Source organism: Falsihalocynthiibacter sp. BN13B15 (assembly GCF_041205415.1).
In the GTDB taxonomy this organism is placed as follows: Bacteria; Pseudomonadota; Alphaproteobacteria; order Rhodobacterales; family Rhodobacteraceae; genus Falsihalocynthiibacter; species Falsihalocynthiibacter arcticus.
The window spans coordinates 347284-365792 of record NZ_JBGFCE010000001.1 but is presented as its reverse complement, the minus strand read 5'-3'; the positions used below and the strand labels follow the sequence as shown (position 1 = coordinate 365792).

At 52.6% G+C, this 18509-nt stretch carries 20 protein-coding genes; 11 read left to right on the top strand and 9 right to left on the bottom strand.

Features of this window, described 5'->3' with window-relative positions:
- Window positions 1-42: 42 nt before the first annotated feature.
- A complete protein-coding gene (locus AB9F26_RS01770) occupies window positions 43-1107 on the bottom strand; it encodes an extracellular solute-binding protein (protein ID WP_369767141.1) in 1065 nt (354 codons plus the stop codon).
- A 167-nt stretch (window positions 1108-1274) separates the two neighbouring features.
- Entirely contained in the window at window positions 1275-2171 is an 897-nt protein-coding gene (locus AB9F26_RS01765; RefSeq protein WP_369767140.1) for a GNAT family N-acetyltransferase, read from the bottom strand.
- A 45-nt stretch (window positions 2172-2216) separates the two neighbouring features.
- On the opposite strand from AB9F26_RS01765, the gene AB9F26_RS01760 reads away from it, so the two are divergent.
- Complete coding sequence (locus AB9F26_RS01760; protein WP_156477403.1) at window positions 2217-2378, top strand: hypothetical protein; 162 nt, start codon at window positions 2217-2219, stop codon at window positions 2376-2378.
- A gap of 60 nt (window positions 2379-2438) precedes the next feature.
- Window positions 2439-3128, top strand: coding sequence for a phosphatase PAP2 family protein (locus AB9F26_RS01755; protein ID WP_369767139.1), 690 nt, complete (start codon window positions 2439-2441; stop codon window positions 3126-3128).
- Here AB9F26_RS01755 and AB9F26_RS01750 read toward each other — a convergent pair.
- Window positions 3112-3546: an RbsD/FucU family protein gene (locus AB9F26_RS01750; protein WP_369767138.1), complete on the bottom strand. Its 435-nt coding sequence runs from the start codon at window positions 3544-3546 to the stop codon at window positions 3112-3114. The two genes, AB9F26_RS01755 and AB9F26_RS01750, sit on opposite strands and share 17 nt — an antisense overlap.
- Window positions 3547-3723: 177 nt before the next feature.
- On the opposite strand from AB9F26_RS01750, the gene AB9F26_RS01745 reads away from it, so the two are divergent.
- A complete protein-coding gene (locus tag AB9F26_RS01745; RefSeq protein ID WP_369767137.1) occupies window positions 3724-4665 on the top strand; it encodes a LysR family transcriptional regulator in 942 nt (313 codons plus the stop codon).
- Here the strand turns inward: AB9F26_RS01745 and hemP are convergent.
- Complete coding sequence (gene hemP, locus AB9F26_RS01740) at window positions 4649-4825, bottom strand: hemin uptake protein HemP (protein ID WP_369767136.1); 177 nt, start codon at window positions 4823-4825, stop codon at window positions 4649-4651. The two genes, AB9F26_RS01745 and hemP, sit on opposite strands and share 17 nt — an antisense overlap.
- Window positions 4826-5052: 227 nt before the next feature.
- Between hemP and AB9F26_RS01735 the strand changes: the two genes are divergently transcribed.
- Window positions 5053-6849, top strand: a complete 1797-nt coding sequence (locus AB9F26_RS01735; protein ID WP_369767135.1) for an IlvD/Edd family dehydratase — start codon at window positions 5053-5055, stop codon at window positions 6847-6849.
- Window positions 6850-6918: 69 nt separating this feature from the next.
- On the opposite strand, the gene AB9F26_RS01730 is transcribed toward AB9F26_RS01735, so the two are convergent.
- Entirely contained in the window at window positions 6919-7758 is an 840-nt protein-coding gene (locus tag AB9F26_RS01730) for a fumarylacetoacetate hydrolase family protein (protein ID WP_335585284.1), read from the bottom strand.
- Window positions 7759-7914: 156 nt separating this feature from the next.
- On the opposite strand from AB9F26_RS01730, the gene AB9F26_RS01725 reads away from it, so the two are divergent.
- Both AB9F26_RS01725 and AB9F26_RS01720 read left to right on the top strand, forming a co-directional pair.
- Window positions 7915-8598, top strand: coding sequence for a GntR family transcriptional regulator (locus tag AB9F26_RS01725; protein ID WP_335585283.1), 684 nt, complete (start codon window positions 7915-7917; stop codon window positions 8596-8598).
- A 1-nt stretch (window position 8599) separates the two neighbouring features.
- Window positions 8600-9508: a sugar kinase gene (locus AB9F26_RS01720; protein WP_335585282.1), complete on the top strand. Its 909-nt coding sequence runs from the start codon at window positions 8600-8602 to the stop codon at window positions 9506-9508.
- 79 nt (window positions 9509-9587) lie between these two features.
- On the opposite strand, the gene AB9F26_RS01715 is transcribed toward AB9F26_RS01720, so the two are convergent.
- The 4 genes from AB9F26_RS01715 to AB9F26_RS01700 form a co-directional block, all read right to left on the bottom strand.
- Complete coding sequence (locus AB9F26_RS01715; protein WP_369767134.1) at window positions 9588-10757, bottom strand: Gfo/Idh/MocA family protein; 1170 nt, start codon at window positions 10755-10757, stop codon at window positions 9588-9590.
- A gap of 2 nt (window positions 10758-10759) precedes the next feature.
- Window positions 10760-11818, bottom strand: coding sequence for a sugar phosphate isomerase/epimerase (locus AB9F26_RS01710; protein WP_335585280.1), 1059 nt, complete (start codon window positions 11816-11818; stop codon window positions 10760-10762).
- A gap of 208 nt (window positions 11819-12026) precedes the next feature.
- On the bottom strand, window positions 12027-12167 hold the full coding sequence (locus AB9F26_RS01705; protein ID WP_335585279.1) for a hypothetical protein: 141 nt from the start codon (window positions 12165-12167) through the stop codon (window positions 12027-12029).
- 148 nt (window positions 12168-12315) lie between these two features.
- Window positions 12316-13350, bottom strand: coding sequence for a LacI family DNA-binding transcriptional regulator (locus AB9F26_RS01700; RefSeq protein WP_335585278.1), 1035 nt, complete (start codon window positions 13348-13350; stop codon window positions 12316-12318).
- A 189-nt stretch (window positions 13351-13539) separates the two neighbouring features.
- Between AB9F26_RS01700 and AB9F26_RS01695 the strand changes: the two genes are divergently transcribed.
- The 5 genes from AB9F26_RS01695 (at window position 13540) to AB9F26_RS01675 (ending at window position 18507) form a co-directional block, all read left to right on the top strand.
- Complete coding sequence (locus AB9F26_RS01695; protein WP_335585277.1) at window positions 13540-14772, top strand: ABC transporter substrate-binding protein; 1233 nt, start codon at window positions 13540-13542, stop codon at window positions 14770-14772.
- 117 nt (window positions 14773-14889) lie between these two features.
- The gene (locus tag AB9F26_RS01690) at window positions 14890-15786 is read left to right on the top strand and encodes a sugar ABC transporter permease (RefSeq protein ID WP_335585276.1); all 897 of its coding nucleotides are present in this window, start codon (window positions 14890-14892) and stop codon (window positions 15784-15786) included.
- Window positions 15787-15823: 37 nt separating this feature from the next.
- Window positions 15824-16669, top strand: a complete 846-nt coding sequence (locus AB9F26_RS01685) for a carbohydrate ABC transporter permease (RefSeq protein WP_335585334.1) — start codon at window positions 15824-15826, stop codon at window positions 16667-16669.
- Between the two features lie 3 nt (window positions 16670-16672).
- Window positions 16673-17755: an ABC transporter ATP-binding protein gene (locus AB9F26_RS01680; RefSeq protein ID WP_039000712.1), complete on the top strand. Its 1083-nt coding sequence runs from the start codon at window positions 16673-16675 to the stop codon at window positions 17753-17755.
- Between the two features lie 5 nt (window positions 17756-17760).
- A complete protein-coding gene (locus tag AB9F26_RS01675) occupies window positions 17761-18507 on the top strand; it encodes a sugar phosphate isomerase/epimerase family protein (protein WP_369767133.1) in 747 nt (248 codons plus the stop codon).
- The last annotated feature ends 2 nt before the right edge of the window (window positions 18508-18509 follow it).

Here is an 18509-nt window from a genome sequence, read left to right as displayed (position 1 = left end):
AAAAGGCGCGCGAGTTTCCCCGCGCGCCTTTATGTGGTTTGATTAATTCGCGGCTTTGATACGATCCAAAGCTGCGCCTTCGATGTCTTCAAGGCCTGCTGGTACAGTTGGGTACCAATTGATGTTGTCGATAGCTTCAGGTGGGAAAGACGCTTGGAACTGCGCTTTCAGTTCCTCGTCGGCAAAGCCATCGGCACCCACGGACGCCGTGAAGTTGCCAGCAGACGCTGTGATCATAGCAGCGATTTCTGGCTGCATAACAAAGTTGATCCACTTGTAAGCCGCATCTTCCGCTTTAGTTTTCCGTGGAAGCGCAAAAGTGTCGATCCAGCCAAGTGCACCGGACGCGGGTGCGATAAACGTGATCTCTGGATTTTCGGAGTTAAGCTTCCATCCGCCCGTATCCCACGCCATGGATGCCGTCACTTCGCCAGACCGCAAAAGGCCCATCAACTCGTCGCCACCGCTCCAATAGGCTTTTACGTTCGCCTTACAGGAGACGAGTTTTTCTTCAACCGCAGTGATGATTTTTTCATATGCTGTGGGGTCGGAATAAGCTGCGAAAGGATCCATGCCCATCGAGAAGGCGAACCCAATCAAAGTGGGGCGTTTCAGACGGTAGGAAACTTTGCCAGCAACGTCATCTGCGCAAAGGTCCGTGTAATCTTTGACATTTGGCGCCATCGCCGTGTTCACAACAAGGCCCGATGTGCCCCAAATATGTGGCAGGCCATAAACGTCAGACCCAAGCGTTGTGTTGCCTTTTGTGGCTTCAAGCATGGACGTGATAAAGAGGCTGGTATCGATTTTGGAAAGGTCGATCGGCTTGTAAATGTCGAACTCTTCCTGTGCACCGGCAATACGGTCTTGGGAGGGTTGAGCCAAATCGAAACCACCGCCATCAGTTGCGCGCAACTTGGCAATCATTTCTTCGTTGTTGGATTTTGTAACTTCAACTTCGATGCCCGTTTCAGCCGTGAATTTCTCGATCACTTCCTCAGGAGCATAACCACCCCAAGTGAGCAAACGCAAAGTTTCAGCGGACGCACCAGTCGCCGCAGCAGAGGCAACGAGGGCAATCGCAGTGATCCCAGTTTTAATCGTCATAGTCTCTCTCCTTGTCGGTGAGCCCTTTTTGAGCTCTCATTGTTGTTCCCGAAGCCTAATTTGTTTTTTACCACTTAGTAAAGAACAGAATACGACAGGCGAACGCCTTCCGAAAAATAGTTTTCAGAATTGGGCCTTCCATAGCCGCTGTGGGTAACAGAATTATGTCACGACGATCGGAGGAGATACGTCTTACCAATGCAACGCGCCCGAGCGCCTGAGCCGAGCTTAAATCGTGCAAGATTTGGTGAATTATGGGTATCCAGAAGACCAAGATCGAGTCGCTTGATGTTGAGATGTGTCAAAAGTCTCATGCCCTGCCAGAGCATCAAATTGTGAACCGGAATGTGTGCCTCAACCTCGCGCCACCCGAGGTAATAAGTCGCGGTACTTCCGTGTCGCAGGAAAACCATCGCGGCGTTAATCTTGCCGCAACTACGGCTCACAAGGATATGTGTTTTCTCGGGATAATGCTCCGCCCAACGGCGCAAGAAACGCGGGGGAAGGTTGCGATACCCTCGCCGTTTTTGCTGTTTGGCATCTCGCGCCAGAAGCATCTCAATAAGGGCCGGTGTAGGCGCAATCGGTTCGACGCTTAAATCCATACCTTCGGATTGCACCAAACGATTGCGCCATTTCCCGTGCATAAAGGCGCGTTGCGCGGTGTCGTCGTCCATGAGGGAAATCTCCGCAACTGTCGCCCCAGACATCATCGGGATGCCAACAAGGGGGGCCAACCCATTTGGTGTCGCCATCATAATACTGGCACGAGACATGGGGATCGTCTTATATAGGGCAGCACTACTTGCAACATCACGGTCGACCCCGTCGGGCCAAATCGGGCCGCGCGACAAAAGGGCCAATCGCCGCCCCCCGAATGCGCTGCGCACCAAAACTTGCGCATAGCCCTGCTCGCTTTCTTGTGTCAGGCGCGCCCGCATAACTTCCAGTCCGAATGAGCCACAGATTTCACCGTACTCATAGGATTGCTGAAGCGATGCCAATGACGCGCAAGCGGCTTCCCTCCACTCATCTTCTTTAATATTGGCCCAGACAGCATCCATACTCCTGTTAACCGTTTGATTACTTAAAACGTCGTTAATGCGCGTATGAAAATCCGTACCAAGCGCCCAAAACCTGAACTCATTCTTGGCGTCAGCGCCGCTCCACCGCGCCTAACCCGCGAGGCAATTCGGTTTTTGGCATTGCGGGTTGGCATACCTTTGATCGCAGTGTTGATTTCGATAGATCTGCTGGTTTGGTTGATTTAGCGGCTTTGCGGGCAAACCAACCACGTGCTATGAGAGCCCAACTCAATTTCAGGACCTAAAATGCAACCCTACCTTCAACGCCTTACGGTCGTATTCCTCCTCACCCTAGTAATTTTCACCACTGTGCCTTCGATTGATCTATGGGTAACTGGGCTTTTTTATAATTCTGAAACTGGAGTTTTTCCGACGGCCCAATCGCCCTTTGCCTTGGGCGTGCGCAGTGTCATGATGAACGCAATGCTGTTGTTCCCTGTGGTGGCCCTGATTTTCCTCCTCCTCAACCTTTGGAAGCGAAATCTCTTTGGGGTTACACCGCTCATGTGGGGTAAAATTCTTGCCCTATTCCTCTTGGGACCGGGCCTTTTGGTCAATGGCATTCTTAAATCGTATTGGGGTCGAGCGCGCCCCGCCTATGTCACCGAATTCGGAGGCGACGCGACCTTTACCCCGCCCTTCCAAATCACCGATCAATGTGCCCAGAACTGTTCATTCGTTTCTGGCGAAGCGTCAGGCGCCGTCGCCGTGGCAGTCGGAATTTTCGTGCTAACCTCCGCGAGCAGCAATCCCGTAGCCGCGCGAAACTTACGCAGATTTGCGATATTTTTTGCCATCGTCGGGTCAGGGATGCGCGTTGCGATGGGGCGGCATTTCCTCTCGGACACAATTTTCGCCGTCCTGCTTGTCCTACTTATATCCTACGGGTTAGACGCCCTTATTGCTCGCAGAAAGCAGCTTATTCTGGCGAAATAACACCCTTTTTTAGCACGATATTCCCGTAGAGGCGCAGTTCCCCCGTTTGAATAATAGCGTAGGTTTGCTTGGTGCGCTCGTAAAACGCAAAGCGCTCCAACGTTTGAATTTGCGCCGGATTATCGGCGGTTTCATTTATAATATTCTGGAATTCCGCAACAATTGGTGGGACATCATCAGGGGCCCCAACAACTTGCATAGTTATTGCTGGATCGGCGACGAAACTGTCCAAAGGCATCACGCTCAACACAGCCCGCAACGCTTCGGTTGCTGAAATTCCATCAAGACGCACAAGGCGGTCGGTACATGAATCGCCGGGGAAATTCGCATCCGCAATTACGATTTCATCTCCGTGCCCCATAGTTGCTAATGTATAAAGAATGTCTGGTGAAAGCAGGCGGTTAAGGTTGCGAAGCATGGAATACCCTTTTCAGAAAAATTGAATTCAGAATATCAGTCCTAGCCGCGCAATCCAGTCAAATCCCACCCCGTGCCCCAAACTCACAATCTTCCAGTGCGCTGCACATTGCACTAAAGCTGTATGTTGGATACTATTTGGAACAAAAAATAACATTCCTTACAAAGCGGATCAAATATGAACCAGTCGACTTATCGTCCCCTACCTTCGCGCCTGTCGCGGTTTGACTGGAATGACCTAAAATACTTTCTCGCAGTTGCGCGCACGGGTACCATTCGTGGTGCGGCGATCAAGTTGGTCACGAACCATGCCACCGTTTCGCGGCGTATTACTGCCCTCGAAGACGCAACGCGCGCGCGATTATTTGACCGCGCGAAGTCTGGCCTTGCATTGACCCAGCTCGGCGAAGATCTTTTTCCCATAGCAGAGCGCATTGAGGATGAAATCGCTTCAGCTGCCCGCCTGATCGCAGGGCGCGACTCCCTCCCCTCGGGCGCGATTTACGTTTCAATGCCGCCCTTCCTCGCATTTTCGTCCGTGACGGGAGACCTTGCCCTCTTTGGCAAATTGCACCCCGAAATCGACGTGCATTTAGGATTCACAAATACTGTTGTTCGGCTCGACCATCGGGAAGCAGATATCTCAATTCGCTACGCCCAAACCGTCGAAGACGATGTTTATGGGCGCAAATTGGTGGACTGCCGCAAGGCTGTGTACTGCACGCCAGAATACGCCGCCCAAATTCAAGACAACGCAGGTATAGGGCTTCATTTTATCGGCTGGAATGAACCCGAAGAAGCAACCTCCGCGAGCTGGATTCGCAAAAGTGATTACCCAAAGGCAAGCCTTCGGTTTCGATGCTTTGAAGTAGCACCACAGGTCGCTATGGCTCTTGAAGGGGTTGGAATGACCATGCTTCCGTGCTTCGTGGGCGACCGAATTCAAGGCCTCGTTCGCCCGCCCTACCAAGGAACAATTGCCGACAGAAAACTCTGGCTTCTCCTCCATGGCGACCTGCGCAAAACGGCGCGTATACGCTTGTTGCTCGACTTTCTACAGGAACGCATCTGTAGTCGCCGCGCGGAGTTTGCGGGAGAGTTGGTTACTTTGTCAGAATGAGTTTGTTGGCTCGAGTAATGCGCAAAGAGTAGATTTGACCATCTAGGATGATGCGCGCCTGCCCGTTGTCCAAGGTCAAGCGGCGCGCGTCGTACGCGGGAATCTCGCGCTCAATAACATCGTTCTGCGGGATTCGCTCGGCACTCACTACAATGTTCATTTTGCACTCCTTTTCGCGGTTATCTGATTATATACCTGATCTATTTACTCAAGTAAATACGCTTCCTACTGGAATATCAGTGATTTGGTTCAAAAATTCACAATGTGGAACAAACTTCCAGAGAATGCCCTTGCAAACACCCCCCTAACCCGCTTTGGTACGCCCAGTCAGAGGCCATATAAACAAGGCGCTCTCCCCCTTTAAACCCAATGCAAGGACTTGCAATAATGACCGAAAATTCAACCAAACTCCGTTCGCAACAATGGTTCGACAACCCAGACAACCCTGGAATGACGGCCCTATATATTGAGCGGTATTTGAATTTCGGCATCACCCGCGAAGAGTTGCAATCCGGCAAACCGATCATTGGTATCGCACAAACAGGCAGCGATTTGTCACCCTGTAATCGCCACCACATTGAGCTTGCGAAACGGACGCGCGACGGGATTATTGCGGCGGGCGGGATTTGCTTTGAATTCCCTGTACACCCCATTCAAGAAACGGGGCGTCGCCCCACGGCCGCCTTGGATCGCAACCTCGCCTATCTTGGATTGGTCGAAGTTTTGCACGGCTACCCGCTCGACGGCGTCGTTTTGACGATCGGCTGTGACAAAACCACCCCTGCCCTCCTGATGGCCGCCGCAACGGTTGATATCCCTGCGATCGCGCTTTCCGTCGGCCCCATGCTCAACGGCTGGCACAAGGGCAAACGCGCGGGATCTGGCACCGTGATTTGGGATGCGCGCCAAGAGTTGGCGACGGGTGCAATCGACTATCCGGAGTTCATGGATATCGCTTCTGCCGCCGCCCCTTCCGTGGGTTATTGCAACACAATGGGCACCGCGACTACGATGAATTCCCTCGCCGAAGCCCTTGGCATGCAACTTCCGGGTGGCGCAACAATCCCTGCGCCGTATCGCGAGCGCGGCCAGATCAGTTATGAAACTGGCAAACGCATCGTCGCGATGGTCAACGAAGACCTCAAGCCCAGCGATATTATGACGCGCGAGTCCTTTGAAAATGCGATTGTTGTGAATTCAGCAATCGGCGGCAGTACAAACGCCCCGATTCACCTCATCGCGGTCGCCGCACACCTTGGGATTGACCTCACGAACGCCGATTGGCAAAAACATGGGCACAGCACACCGCTGTTGTGCAACGTACAGCCCGCTGGTGAATATCTGGGCGAGGATTTTCACCGCGCAGGCGGCATTCCGGGCGTGTTTGCCGAGTTGATCGGCGCGGGTGCTCTGCCTCATCCCAACGCGCTTTGCGTGACAGGAACAAGCATGGGCGAGGCCTATGCGGGCGCAAGTGTTAGCAATGCTGACGTGATTTACCCCTATGCGGCTCCGCTCAAACCGGCCGCAGGATTTGTTGAACTTACCGGTAATCTTTTCGACAGCGCCATAATGAAAACAAGCGTGATTTCAGAACATTTCCGAGCGCGCTATCTCTCGAACCCCGACGATATGAACGCCTTTGAAGGACGCGCAATCGTGTTTGACGGCCCCGAAGATTACCACACGCGCCTTGACGATCCATCGCTCAATATCGACGATAGCTGCATTCTTGTTATGCGCGGTGCAGGCCCAATCGGGCACCCAGGCGGCGCGGAAGTTGTAAATATGCAACCGCCGACCGAGTTGATCAGACAGGGGATTTCCGAACTGCCCTGTATCGGTGACGGGCGTCAATCGGGCACCTCCGGCTCTCCGTCGATCCTGAATGCATCCCCCGAGGCCGCAGCCATGGGCGGTTTGGCCCTAGTGGTCACGGGCGACAATATTCGCGTCGATCTGAACAAAGGTTCCGCAGACATCCTGATCAGCAAAGATGAGCTGGCAAAACGCCGTGCCGACCTCGAAGCAGCGGGGGGCTACCCTTACCCCGCGCACCAAACACCGTGGCAAGAAATCCAACGCGGTATGATCGAACAATTCGACAAGGGTATGGTGCTTAAACCTGCGGTGAAATACCAAAAAGTTGTGAGCAAACACAGAGTTCCACGCGACAACCACTAAGTCGACTTTAAACGAAAAACGCCCCGAAGAGATAATCTGCGGGGCGTTTTATTAGAGATTCAGAATGGCTTACAGCTCTTCAACGACCTGTTTTTGCGCGCCCAGACCATCAATTCCCAGCTCAACAGTATCGCCAATTTTCAGGTAACGTGGCGGCTTCTTGCCCATCCCAACACCCGGAGGGGTACCCGTACAAATCAAGTCGCCCTCTTCGAGCATCATAAAGCTGCTCATATAGGAAACGATTGTTTTCACGTCGAAAATCATCTTCGCTGTGGTTCCGGTTTGCATACGCTCCCCATTTACATCAAGCCACATTCCAAGATTTTGAACATCCGCAAAGTCGTCTGGCGTCACAAGCCACGGGCCGGTCGGACAGAAGTTTAGAAAGCTCTTGCCTTTCATCCACTGGCCACCACGTTCGGCCTGCCATGCGCGCTCGGACACGTCATTAACTACGGTAAAACCTGCGACATGATCCATTGCTTCGTCTGGTCCAACGCCAAAGGCCGTTTTGCCGATCACGATCCCAAGTTCAACTTCCCAATCGAGTTTCGTCATATGCGCCGCGTAGAACAGCGGCGCATTGGGACCGCAAAAGGAACTGGAGGATTTGTTAAACAGAATAGGTTCGTCTGGAACAGCTAGTCCCGACTCTGCCGCATGATCCGAGTAGTTCAAACCAACACAATAGATATTCTTAGGTTGGCTGATGGGCGTGCCGATACGTGGATCGCCAGCATACTCGGGGAATTCGCCGAGGTCCAAACCGTCGAAAACGCTGGTCAAATCGGCGAGGGTCGTGGGGCCAAAGTCGGCAACAACGCTCGACACGTCGCGCACAACGCCATCAGCATCCAGAACACAGGGTGTTTCAGCGCCCTCTTTGCCCATTCGAAGAAATTTCATGCTTGTATCCTTTTGCAATTTGGCGCGCATCGCACCGTAAACTGAACTCATCCGAACATGTCATACCGTTCGGCCCACTGGAAGGGCTTGCTTCCTCCGCCAAAACTAATATGCTAGTCTGTAAGATGCTTCAACCCGCTTTTGGAAGAACAACGAATGGCTCTGTCAAATACTACCCGTCGCGCGCAATCCGCGACCGAAGCCCTGCATGACATTCTGTTTCATCAGATCGTTTCTTTGGAATTGGAACCCGGCAAGAAAATCTCCGAAAGCGAAATTGCGAGCCAATACGACGTAAGCCGCCAACCCGTGCGCGATGCTTTTTATCGGTTATCCCAACAAGGGCTTCTTCGTATTCGTCCGCAAAAAGCAACCGTTGTCACTCATATATCGATCCCAGATCTGCGCCGCGCACGGTTCATTCGCGTGGCCCTCGAAAAGGAAATCGTTCGGGAGGCCGCCAAGAATATGACGCCAACCGCCATCGGCACGCTTAAGGATTTGATCGAAGCACAGGCCGTAGTTTTGGACCAAGGCTCCATTATCGCCTTTTATGAATTGGATGAACTCTTTCACCAAGAACTTTGCAGAATTGCAGGCCAACCGAAGGTCTGGCACCTTATTTGCGACACAAAAGCCCCAGCGGATCGCGTGCGGTTTCTAAGCCTCGCCTTTGACAGCCGAACGGCCCTTCAAGACCACAAGGACATCCTTTCCTCCCTTGTTTCTGGCGACGTGCTCTCTGCTTCGGATCAAGTTGAAATCCATCTCTCGCGTGTCTTAACAGCCTTACCGAGAATCCAAGCCAACCACCCAGATCGCTTCAAGGAAACAACCTGATATGACGCAGAAAAACTTTATGGCCATTGGCGAAGCGATGATCGAATTGGCCGTCGTTGGACCAGACACCTATCGCCGCGGATTTGCGGGCGATACTTTCAACACCGCGTGGTATTTGGCCAAGACGGTGCCAGAAGCGTGGAAAACGTCCTATTTCACGGGCCTAGGTTCAGATTCTGCCAGTCAGGAAATGCGGGCTTTTGGAGCCGCCGCAAATATCGACATGTCCTTCGCGCGGGACGTTGCGGGCAAAACCGTCGGCCTCTATATGATCCACTTGGACAACGGCGAGCGCAGCTTCTCTTACTGGCGTTCGGATTCCGCGGCCCGTCAAATGGCTGGCGACCAAAACACCCTGCGCACCGCATTTGCATCGGCGGATGTATTGTTTTTCTCTGGCATCACAATGGCTGTTATCCTGCCGGAGCACCGTGATACTTTTCTTTCTGAATTGGCCTATGCACGCAAAGCTGGAAAAACAATTGTCTATGATCCAAACCAACGTTTGCGCCTTTGGACAGATCAGGCGGAAATGCTGGCCGTCAAAACAAAGGCCGCACAAGTCTCGGACATTGTGTTGCCGTCCTTTGACGAAGAACAGCTATTTAACGGCGACGAAACTCCCGAAGCGACCATCGCGCGGTACCAATCGCTCGGCGTGAAAACCGTTGTTGTCAAAAACGGTGCGGCTTCGGTTATCGCCCAAACTCTGGGCGGGACACCCCTCACAATCGCGCCAAACATCATCGACAATGTCGTGGACTCAACCGCCGCTGGCGACAGTTTCAACGCAGGTTTCTGTGCCTCTTACTTCACGGGCGGCACCCTGAGCGACGCGATCAAAGCCGGCGCGAGCCTTGCCGGACAAGTGGTACAAGCGCATGGAGCCCTCGTCGCGCTTACGGAATAAATCTTCTGGTTTTCGGGCCGATACCGGAGGATTTATGGCCGCACCAATGCGCATTTTGCCCAAGGTGCGGCCAATCAATTTAGACGAACTTAACCCACGCAGAATCCCGCGCCGAGGAGCGCAAGCAGGCGTCGATGAATTGCACACCCTTTAGACCGTCCTGAACGGTTGGATAAACAACTTCGCTCGGCACGTCTTTTCCGGCCCGCTTTGCTAGTATCGCTTCTGCAGCCTCGGAGTAAATCGTGGCGAACCCCTCAAGATACCCTTCCGGATGCCCTGCGGGAATACGACTAACCCGTGCGGCGGCCGCGCCCGTTCCGGCCCCTCCGCGTGTCAGCAACCTCTTGGCTTCACCAAATGGGGTATACCAAAGATAGTTTGGATCCTCTTGGGCCCATTCAAGCCCGCCTTTCTCACCATAAATTCTAAGGCGAAGTCCGTTTTCATTGCCGACGGCAACCTGTGAACACCACAGCATCCCCCGCGCACCGCCTTCATAGCGCAGCATCACATGCGCGTTGTCGTCCACTTGGCGCCCCGGTACAAAAGCCTGCAAATCGGCACAAAGCGTTTCAACCTCAAGACCGGATACAAAGCTCGCAAGGTTAAACGCATGCGTTCCAATGTCGCCCGTTGATCCGCCCGCGCCAGACTTGGTCGGATCAGTGCGCCACGCTGCTTGTTTGTTGTCGGGATCGGCGGCCTCTGCCAACCAATCCTGCGCATACTCAACCTGCACCAAACGTATTTTTCCTAATGCGCCACTAGCGATCATTTCGCGTGCTTGGCGGATCATCGGATAGCCCGTGTAGTTATGCGTGAGCACAAACAATGCGTCCGAAGCTTCGGCAGATTTCACCAGCTTTTTTGCATCCGTCAACGTATGCGTAAGGGGCTTGTCGCAAATAACATGGATGCCCCGCTTCAGGAATTCACGCGCCGCATCCATGTGAACATGATTGGGCGTAACGATCGCAACCGCCTCAATCCCATTTTTGAGGCGCGCCTCGCGGATCGCCATTTCCTTATAGCTGGAATAAATTCGATCCTCGGCCAATCCCAACGCAAGGCCAGATTCCAAAGCTCGTTCAGGGGTGCTCGAAAGCGCCCCCGCGATTAGGTTGAATTTGCCATCAATACGCGCGGCAATCCGATGAACTCCACCAATGAATGCGTCTTTACCGCCGCCGACCATACCTAAGCGTATGGGACCCTCTAGGGCTTCGTTACGTCCTGTGATCGCCATTTCTATGCCTCCAAGCCAAGCATTTTGCGATTAGCAGCGTCGTCGGTGCCACCATCCGCAAAGTCGTCAAACGCCCGTTCGGTGACGCGGATAATGTGATCCTTAACAAATTGCGCACCCTCGCGCGCCCCATCTTCGGGATGTTTCAGCGCACATTCCCATTCGACAACGGCCCAGCCGTCAAAATCATTGGCTGCCATTTTGGAGAAAACTGCGCCGAAATCGACTTGGCCATCACCCAAGCTGCGGAAGCGGCCCGCACGATCAACCCAACTCTGATAGCCGCCGTAAACGCCTTGGCGACCCGTCGGGTTAAACTCGGCATCCTTAACATGGAACATTTTGATACGGTCTTTGTAGATGTCGATATTATCAATGTAATCAAGGCACTGCAGAACATAGTGGCTGGGATCATATAGCATATTGCAACGCGCGTGATTGTTGACGCGCTCAAGAAACATCTCGAACGTCACGCCATCATGGAGATCCTCACCCGGGTGGATTTCATAACAAACATCCACACCACAATCTTCTGCGTGGTCAAGAATCGGCAGCCAACGCTTCGCCAATTCGTCAAATGCCGCCTCAACAAGTCCGGCTGGGCGCTGTGGCCAAGGGTAAACATACGGCCAAGCGAGGGCACCAGAAAATGTCCCATGTTTGGTAAGCCCAAGGTTTTTGCTCGCCGTCAAACCCATTTTCACTTGATTGACCGCCCACTCTTGCCGCGCTTTGGGATTGTCCCGCACGGTGGGGGCAGCAAAGCCGTCAAACGCGATATCATATGCCGGATGGACAGCAACCAGTTGTCCTTGCAAATGCGTCGAAAGCTCTGTGATTTCAACGCCGTTTGCGAGCGCTTGCCCTGCGAGTTCGTCGCAATAATCTTTAGATGTTGCTGCTTTTTCTAGGTCGATGAAACGCGCGTCCCAGCTGGGAACTTGCACGCCCTTATAACCGCAATCCGCCGCCCATTTGGTGATACCGTCCCAAGAATTGAACGGTGCCTCGTCGCCCGCGAATTGCGCAAGAAAGAGGGCTGGCCCTTTTAATGTTTTCATTATTTCCTCCAAAATGAACCTTCCCCGAAATCCCAAAAATGCGGGGGTTGGCACAACGTAATCGATTACAATCGAAAAAATCAAGCTATGTAAACGGTTACGGTCAGATTTTTGGAGAAAAGATTCGGCATCTGCAAAACCAAAAGTCTTGCATCGCGTGGGTTTTGAATACTGAAACTAGCTTCGGGGCATTGCCGCAGTTAAAGCTCTAGACTGTAGTATTGATCAACCATCCACCTGGACCTGCAACATAATTTGGCAGCGTCGCAATCATCGCTTCCCGCACCAAGAAACACGCCATAAAACTTAAGGCGACTTGATCAAATGTAATGGCCGTAAAAAAAGACATGTTGTTCTCGCAGTTAAACTTAAGGGGGCGTGCAAATGCACTATCCCCTAAAATGCGCTTGAGATTGCGGCGCCAACATGGCGAAATACAGAATTCATTAAGACATCTCTTAACTGGACCGACCAGACTATTAGTCTCCAGTCGTGGACTATGCTTTTGGTAAAAACCTACCCGTACTTTCGCGACTTATTAATTCGACTGGCACTGTGTGTCTAAAATAAGGGTCGATATTTGAGGGGTCACGAAGACGTGAAAGCAACGTGGTGGCGGCGACCCGCCCGATTTGACCCCGATCTTGGCGAATTGTCGTTAGGGACGGGTGGTAATATGCTGCGAGGCCCACGTCATCAAATCCAATAACAGACACGTCTTCGGGAATGCGTATTCCCTCGGACAAACATCTCTTCATGAAGCCAATGGCCATAAGGTCCGACGCACAGAAAATCGCGCTCGGCTTATCCTCAAGGGCCATATACATGTCCGCCGCCTGCGCACCCGTCACAAGGCGAAAATCGCCGGGAAAAACCCACTCGTCGCGCACTTCCATACCCAATTTCTTTGCTTCTGTAAGAAACGAATCACGCCTCATGGGAGTCAAAACATTTTCGGCGGGTCCACAAACGTGACCAACAGTTTTATGTCCAAGGCTCGCAAAATGTTCCGCAGCCATGCGCGCGCCTGCCGGATTATCGCTGCGAATCGATGGAATGCCCTCCGATTCACCCCACTCGCAAGCATATATAACCAGATGCTCGGCTTCGGTGCCGCGCAACGATGTGATCGCCTCAAGCGGGATGTAGCCGTCCAGCAAAATGATGCCATCCGCCTGCCCGTCCCGAAACACGTCAACCAGACTAAAATTGGGTTTGCTTTTGTTTTCGGTATCAGCCACCAGTAGTGAGTAACCGGCCCGCGAGAAAACTTGTTCAATTCCAGAAATTATTTGCGAAAAGAACGGGTTAGAGAGGTTTGGAATCAAGACGAGAATGGCACTCGTCTTCTGGGTTCGTAGATTTCTAGCCGCGCGATTGACCCGATATCCGGTGACTTTCACGGCTTCCAAAACCGAGCTTCGCGTCGCTTCAGAAACCACAGACGGGTTGCTCAATGTGCGGCTTACGGTGGCCGTCGAAACCCCCGCAACACGTGCAACATCTTGTATTCTCGCCCTGTTCGAATTCATGCGGTGGTCCCCAAAAATGATTTCTCTGTCTACTCTGTGGAAAAGATTAATCCAAGGGCTTGACAGAATCGCGCGTTCGTTGAAATCTACCTGTAATCGATTACAGAACCTATTTCACGCTGCGGCACGATATTGTAATCGATTGCAAAAGGCGCTCAGGGAGGCGCCGGACACAATTGGGAGGATAACATGAAATTACGTAATGCACTTATTGCGACCACTGCGCTCTGCGCAGCGTCGACAGCCTATGCGACCGATTTGGAAGTCACACACTGGTGGACATCCGGCGGCGAGGCAGCTGCGGTTGCTGAGTTCGCAAACGCCTTTAACGCAACTGAGGGCAACACATGGGTAGACGGCGCCATTGCGGGCGGCGGCGGCGTTGCGCGCGGCGTCATCGTGAGCCGTATTCTGGGCGGCGATCCTATGCATGCCACACAGTTGAACCACGGTCGTCAGGCAGAAGAGCTCGTAGAAGCCGGCCTCATGCTCGACCTTACAGACATTGCGACCGAAGAAGGCTGGCGCGACATCGTGAACCCAGTATCGCTGCTGGACAGCTGTACACTTGATGGAAAAATCTACTGTGTGCCTGTAAACATTCACTCTTGGCAGTGGATTTGGCTTTCACACAAAGCATACGCCGACGCCGGTGTTCCTGTTCCTGCGAATTGGGATGAGTTTGTGGCTTCCGCTCCTGCTCTGCGGGATGCTGACAAAGTACCACTTGCGATGGGTCAGCAGTCTTGGCAGTCCTCCGGTGCTTTCGGCGTGATGAGTGTTGCGCTTGGTGGTGTTGATCTTTGGACCAAAGTGAACGTTGACAAAGATGCTGAGGCTGCGTCTTCTCCTGAAATGCTCGCTGTTTTTAAAGCAGCAGCAAGCGCACGTGAACTCGCGGTTGGCTCCAACGTATCCGATTGGAACCTAGCAACGGCAATGGTTATCAACGGTGAAGCTGGCGGCCAAATCATGGGTGATTGGGCACAGGGCGAATTCGCTGTTGCAGAGCAAGTTGCGGGAGTTGATTACACATGCCTCCCAGGTTTGGGCGTAAATGAAATCATCTCGACTGCGGGCGATGCGTTCTACTTCCCAAAACAGGATGATCCAGAAATTGAAGCGGCACAAAAAGAGTTGGCCAGCTTGCTTCTTTCCAAAGAAGTTCAAGTAAACTTCAACCTGAAAAAAGGCTCGCTTCCCGTTCGGGGCGACATCGATCTTTCTGCGGCAAACGACTGTATGAAAAAGGGCCTCGAAATCCTTGCTTCGGGCAACATCATGCCCAGCGGCGACCAAGTTCTTTCCGCAGATACATCCGGCCAAATCGAAGATCTTATGGTTGAATTCTGGAATGACCTGTCGATCACAGCAGAAGACGCCCACACGCGTTATGCTGCGATCATTGCAAACGCGGACTGATCCTCCCCGATTGTGACATGCCCCCGAACACATGTCGTTCGGGGGCATTTTTTTCATTACAAACGAGGTGCCACCCTTTGAAATGAGGGCGTACCTTCCTGAAAGAGAGTCCTTCCAATGGCGGATGCAAAAAGGCCCAACCAGCTTTTTCGCAACCTAAACGCCAAAGTCGCCGCGCTTCCAATGATCGCGACTGCCTTGGTAATTTTTGTAGGTTGCACAGTGTGGACTGTTGTCCACTCCTTCACGAAATCCAAATTGTTACCCAAACTAGATTTTGTTGGTCTTGACCAATACGATCGCCTTTGGTCGACAAATAAATGGCTGATTTCGATCGAAAATCTCGCGATTTTTGGGTTCTGCTCCTTGGTGCTTTCGATATCAATCGGCTTCTTTTTGGCAACCTTGCTTGACCAAAAAATTCGGTTTGAGAATACGATCCGCACCATCATCCTTTACCCGTTCGCCCTGTCCTTCGTCGTAACGGGCCTTGCGTGGCAGTGGATTTTGAATCCAGACTTTGGCATCCAGAATGTCGTGCGCTCAATGGGGTGGGAAAGCTTCAATTTTGATCCGTTGTATAATCAGGACATCGTTATTTATGGCATACTCATCGCGGCGATGTGGCAAGGGACCGGTTTGATCATGGTGCTCATGCTCGCGGGTCTACGCGGAATCGACCAAGACATCTGGAAAGCGTCCCGTGTGGACGGTATCCCACGCTGGAAAACCTACATCTTTATTGTGATCCCGATGATGAAGCCTGTCTTTATCACAGCGCTCGTTCTCATCGCTTCGGGGATTGTGAAGGTCTATGACCTCGTCGTCGCCCAAACAAACGGTGGGCCGGGGATCGCTTCTGAAGTCCCCGCCAAATACGTTATCGAAAGCATGTTCAAAAACCAAAACCTCGGACAGGCCTTCGCCGCGTCTACCATGATGCTCGTGACTGTTCTGATCATTCTTGTCCCCTACGCATACCTAGAATTCGGAGGGAAACGCCGTGAAAAATAATCTTACCGGACCCCAAGGTCCCAAACCCAAAAAACGTATGAGTCCCAACAATATCATGCTCTATGGCACGCTTCTTTTGGTGACGATGTACTACCTCCTGCCCCTCTATGTGATGGTTACAACCTCCCTTAAGGGCATGCCGGAAATCCGACTGGGCAATATCTTTGACCTCCCCGTCGAGGTCACGTTTGAACCATGGGTGAAAGCGTGGAGCACGGCCTGTACGGGTTTGAACTGCGACGGGTTAAGTCGCGGATTTATGAACTCGGTCCGCATCCTTATCCCCTCGGCAATTCTGTCGATTTTGATTGCCTCTGTGAACGGATATGCGCTGGCGAATTGGAAGTTCAAAGGCTCGGAAATTTTCTTTACCATCCTCATCTTCGGGGCTTTCATCCCTTACCAAGTGATGCTCTATCCCATCGTTCTTATCCTGAAGAACCTCGGCCTTATGGGGTCGCTTTGGGGGCTTGTTTTGGTGCACACGATTTTCGGAATGCCGATCCTGACGCTCTTGTTCCGTAACTATTTCACAAGCTTGCCCGACGAACTCTTTAAGGCGGCCCGTGTAGATGGCGCTGGCTTCTGGGGTATCTACTTTCGCGTGATGCTGCCCATGAGCCTGCCCATTTTTGTTGTGGCAATGATCATTCAGGTCACGGGTATCTGGAACGACTTCCTCTTTGGGGTCATTTACACCAAACCGGCGATTTATCCGATGACGGTTCAACTCAATAACATCGTGAACTCCGTCCAAGGTGTGAAGGAATATAACGTCAATATGGCGGCAACCCTTCTGACCGGTCTCGTTCCTCTCATTCTCTATTTTGCTTCTGGCAAGCTCTTCGTACGCGGCATCGCTGCTGGTGCGGTGAAAGGCTAAATCATGACAAGCGTATCTATCAAAAACCTCGACCTAAACTTTGGTGCCGTTAAGGTTCTCAAAGACCTGAATTTGGACATTCCAGAAGGCGAATTTCTTGTGCTTCTTGGCTCGTCGGGCTGTGGAAAATCCACATTGCTCAACTGTATTGCGGGCCTTTTGGATGTCTCGGGAGGGCAAATTCATATCAATGGTGAAAACGTCACTTGGGCCCAACCCAACGAGCGCGGCATCGGCATGGTGTTTCAATCCTATGCGCTTTACCCACAGATGACAGTCGAAGGAAACCTCTCATTTGGCCTTAAAAACGCCAAGGTTCCCAAGGCCGAAATCGCAAAACGGGTCGCGCACGCCGCAGAAGTTTTGCAAATCGAACCCCTGCTCAAACGTAAACCCGCGGCCCTTTCTGGTGGCCAACGTCAACGTGTTGCCATTGGCCGCGCCCTCGTGCGCGACGTGGATGTCTTCTTATTTGACGAGCCACTGTCAAACCTCGATGCACAACTTCGCGCTGATCTGCGGGTTGAAATCAAACGCCTGCACCACCAACTCAAAAACACCATGATCTACGTGACCCACGATCAGGTCGAGGCCATGACCCTCGCGGATCGCATTGCCATCATGAAAGGCGGATTAATCTACCAACTCGACAGTCCCGACGTGATCTACAACAAGCCTTGCAACAAATACGTCGCAGAGTTTATCGGCTCCCCCTCCATGAACTTCTTTGAAGGCGAAATCACAACGGACGGTGCCCCGATGTTCGTGACGGCTGGCCACTCGATCCCGATCTCAAATTACGAGTTCATCTCCAAACCCGCCGCTGGCAAAGGCTGGATGGGCATTCGACCCGAACACATTGTGACCGGAGAGGCCGTCGATGCTGCCGATTTTGCTTTGGACACCACCGTTGAACTTGTTGAGCCCATGGGAAGCGACACCATTGTTTGGTGTGAAATCATGGGGGTGCGCATTCGTCTTCGCATGGATGGGCAATCGAAGGTCCGCGACGATGATAAGATCCGCATTGGCTTTGACGCGGCCCGACTCTCTCTTTTTGAAAAAACCACTGAAAACAGGATTTAATCCCTATGACCGCTTCTTTTCAGCTTTATAGCGCCCGCAATTTCACCCCATGGGACGACGTTTTCGCAACGATCTCATCCCTTGGATATACGGGCGTTGAGGGCTACGGCGCCCTTTACGTTGACACCGCCAAAGTACGGGCCGCAATGGATGCCACGGGCCTTTCCATGCCAACCGCCCACGTTGGTATCTCCGATACCGAGGACAATCTTGAAGATGTTGTGGCCACGGCAAAAGCCCTCGGGATCACGTCAATTTTCGGCCCCCACATCGTTGAGGACGATCGCCCAACAGACAAGGCAGGCTGGAAAGCTTTCGCAGCCCGTTTGCAAGCGATCAGCAATGCACTTGCCGCACACGGCATTTCCTATGGCTGGCACAACCACGACTTTGAATTTGTTGCCTGTGACGACGGCTCCATTCCAATGGAAACCCTGCTTGAAGCTGCCCCTGGATTGATGTGGGAAGCCGACATCGCGTGGATCGTGCGAGGCGGTGGCGATCCCCTTGCATGGATCGAGAAGTACGGCGACCGCATCACCGCCGTCCACGTCAAAGACATCGCCCCCGTTGGCGAGAACGCAGACGAGGATGGTTGGGCAGACGTCGGTGAAGGCACCATGGATTGGGCAGGCATCCTCGCCGCCGTCCGTAGCAAAACACCCGTGAAACACTTCGTTATGGAGCACGACAACCCAAGCGATATCAATCGCTTCGCGACGCGTTCCATCAACAACTACAAAAACCTTTAAGG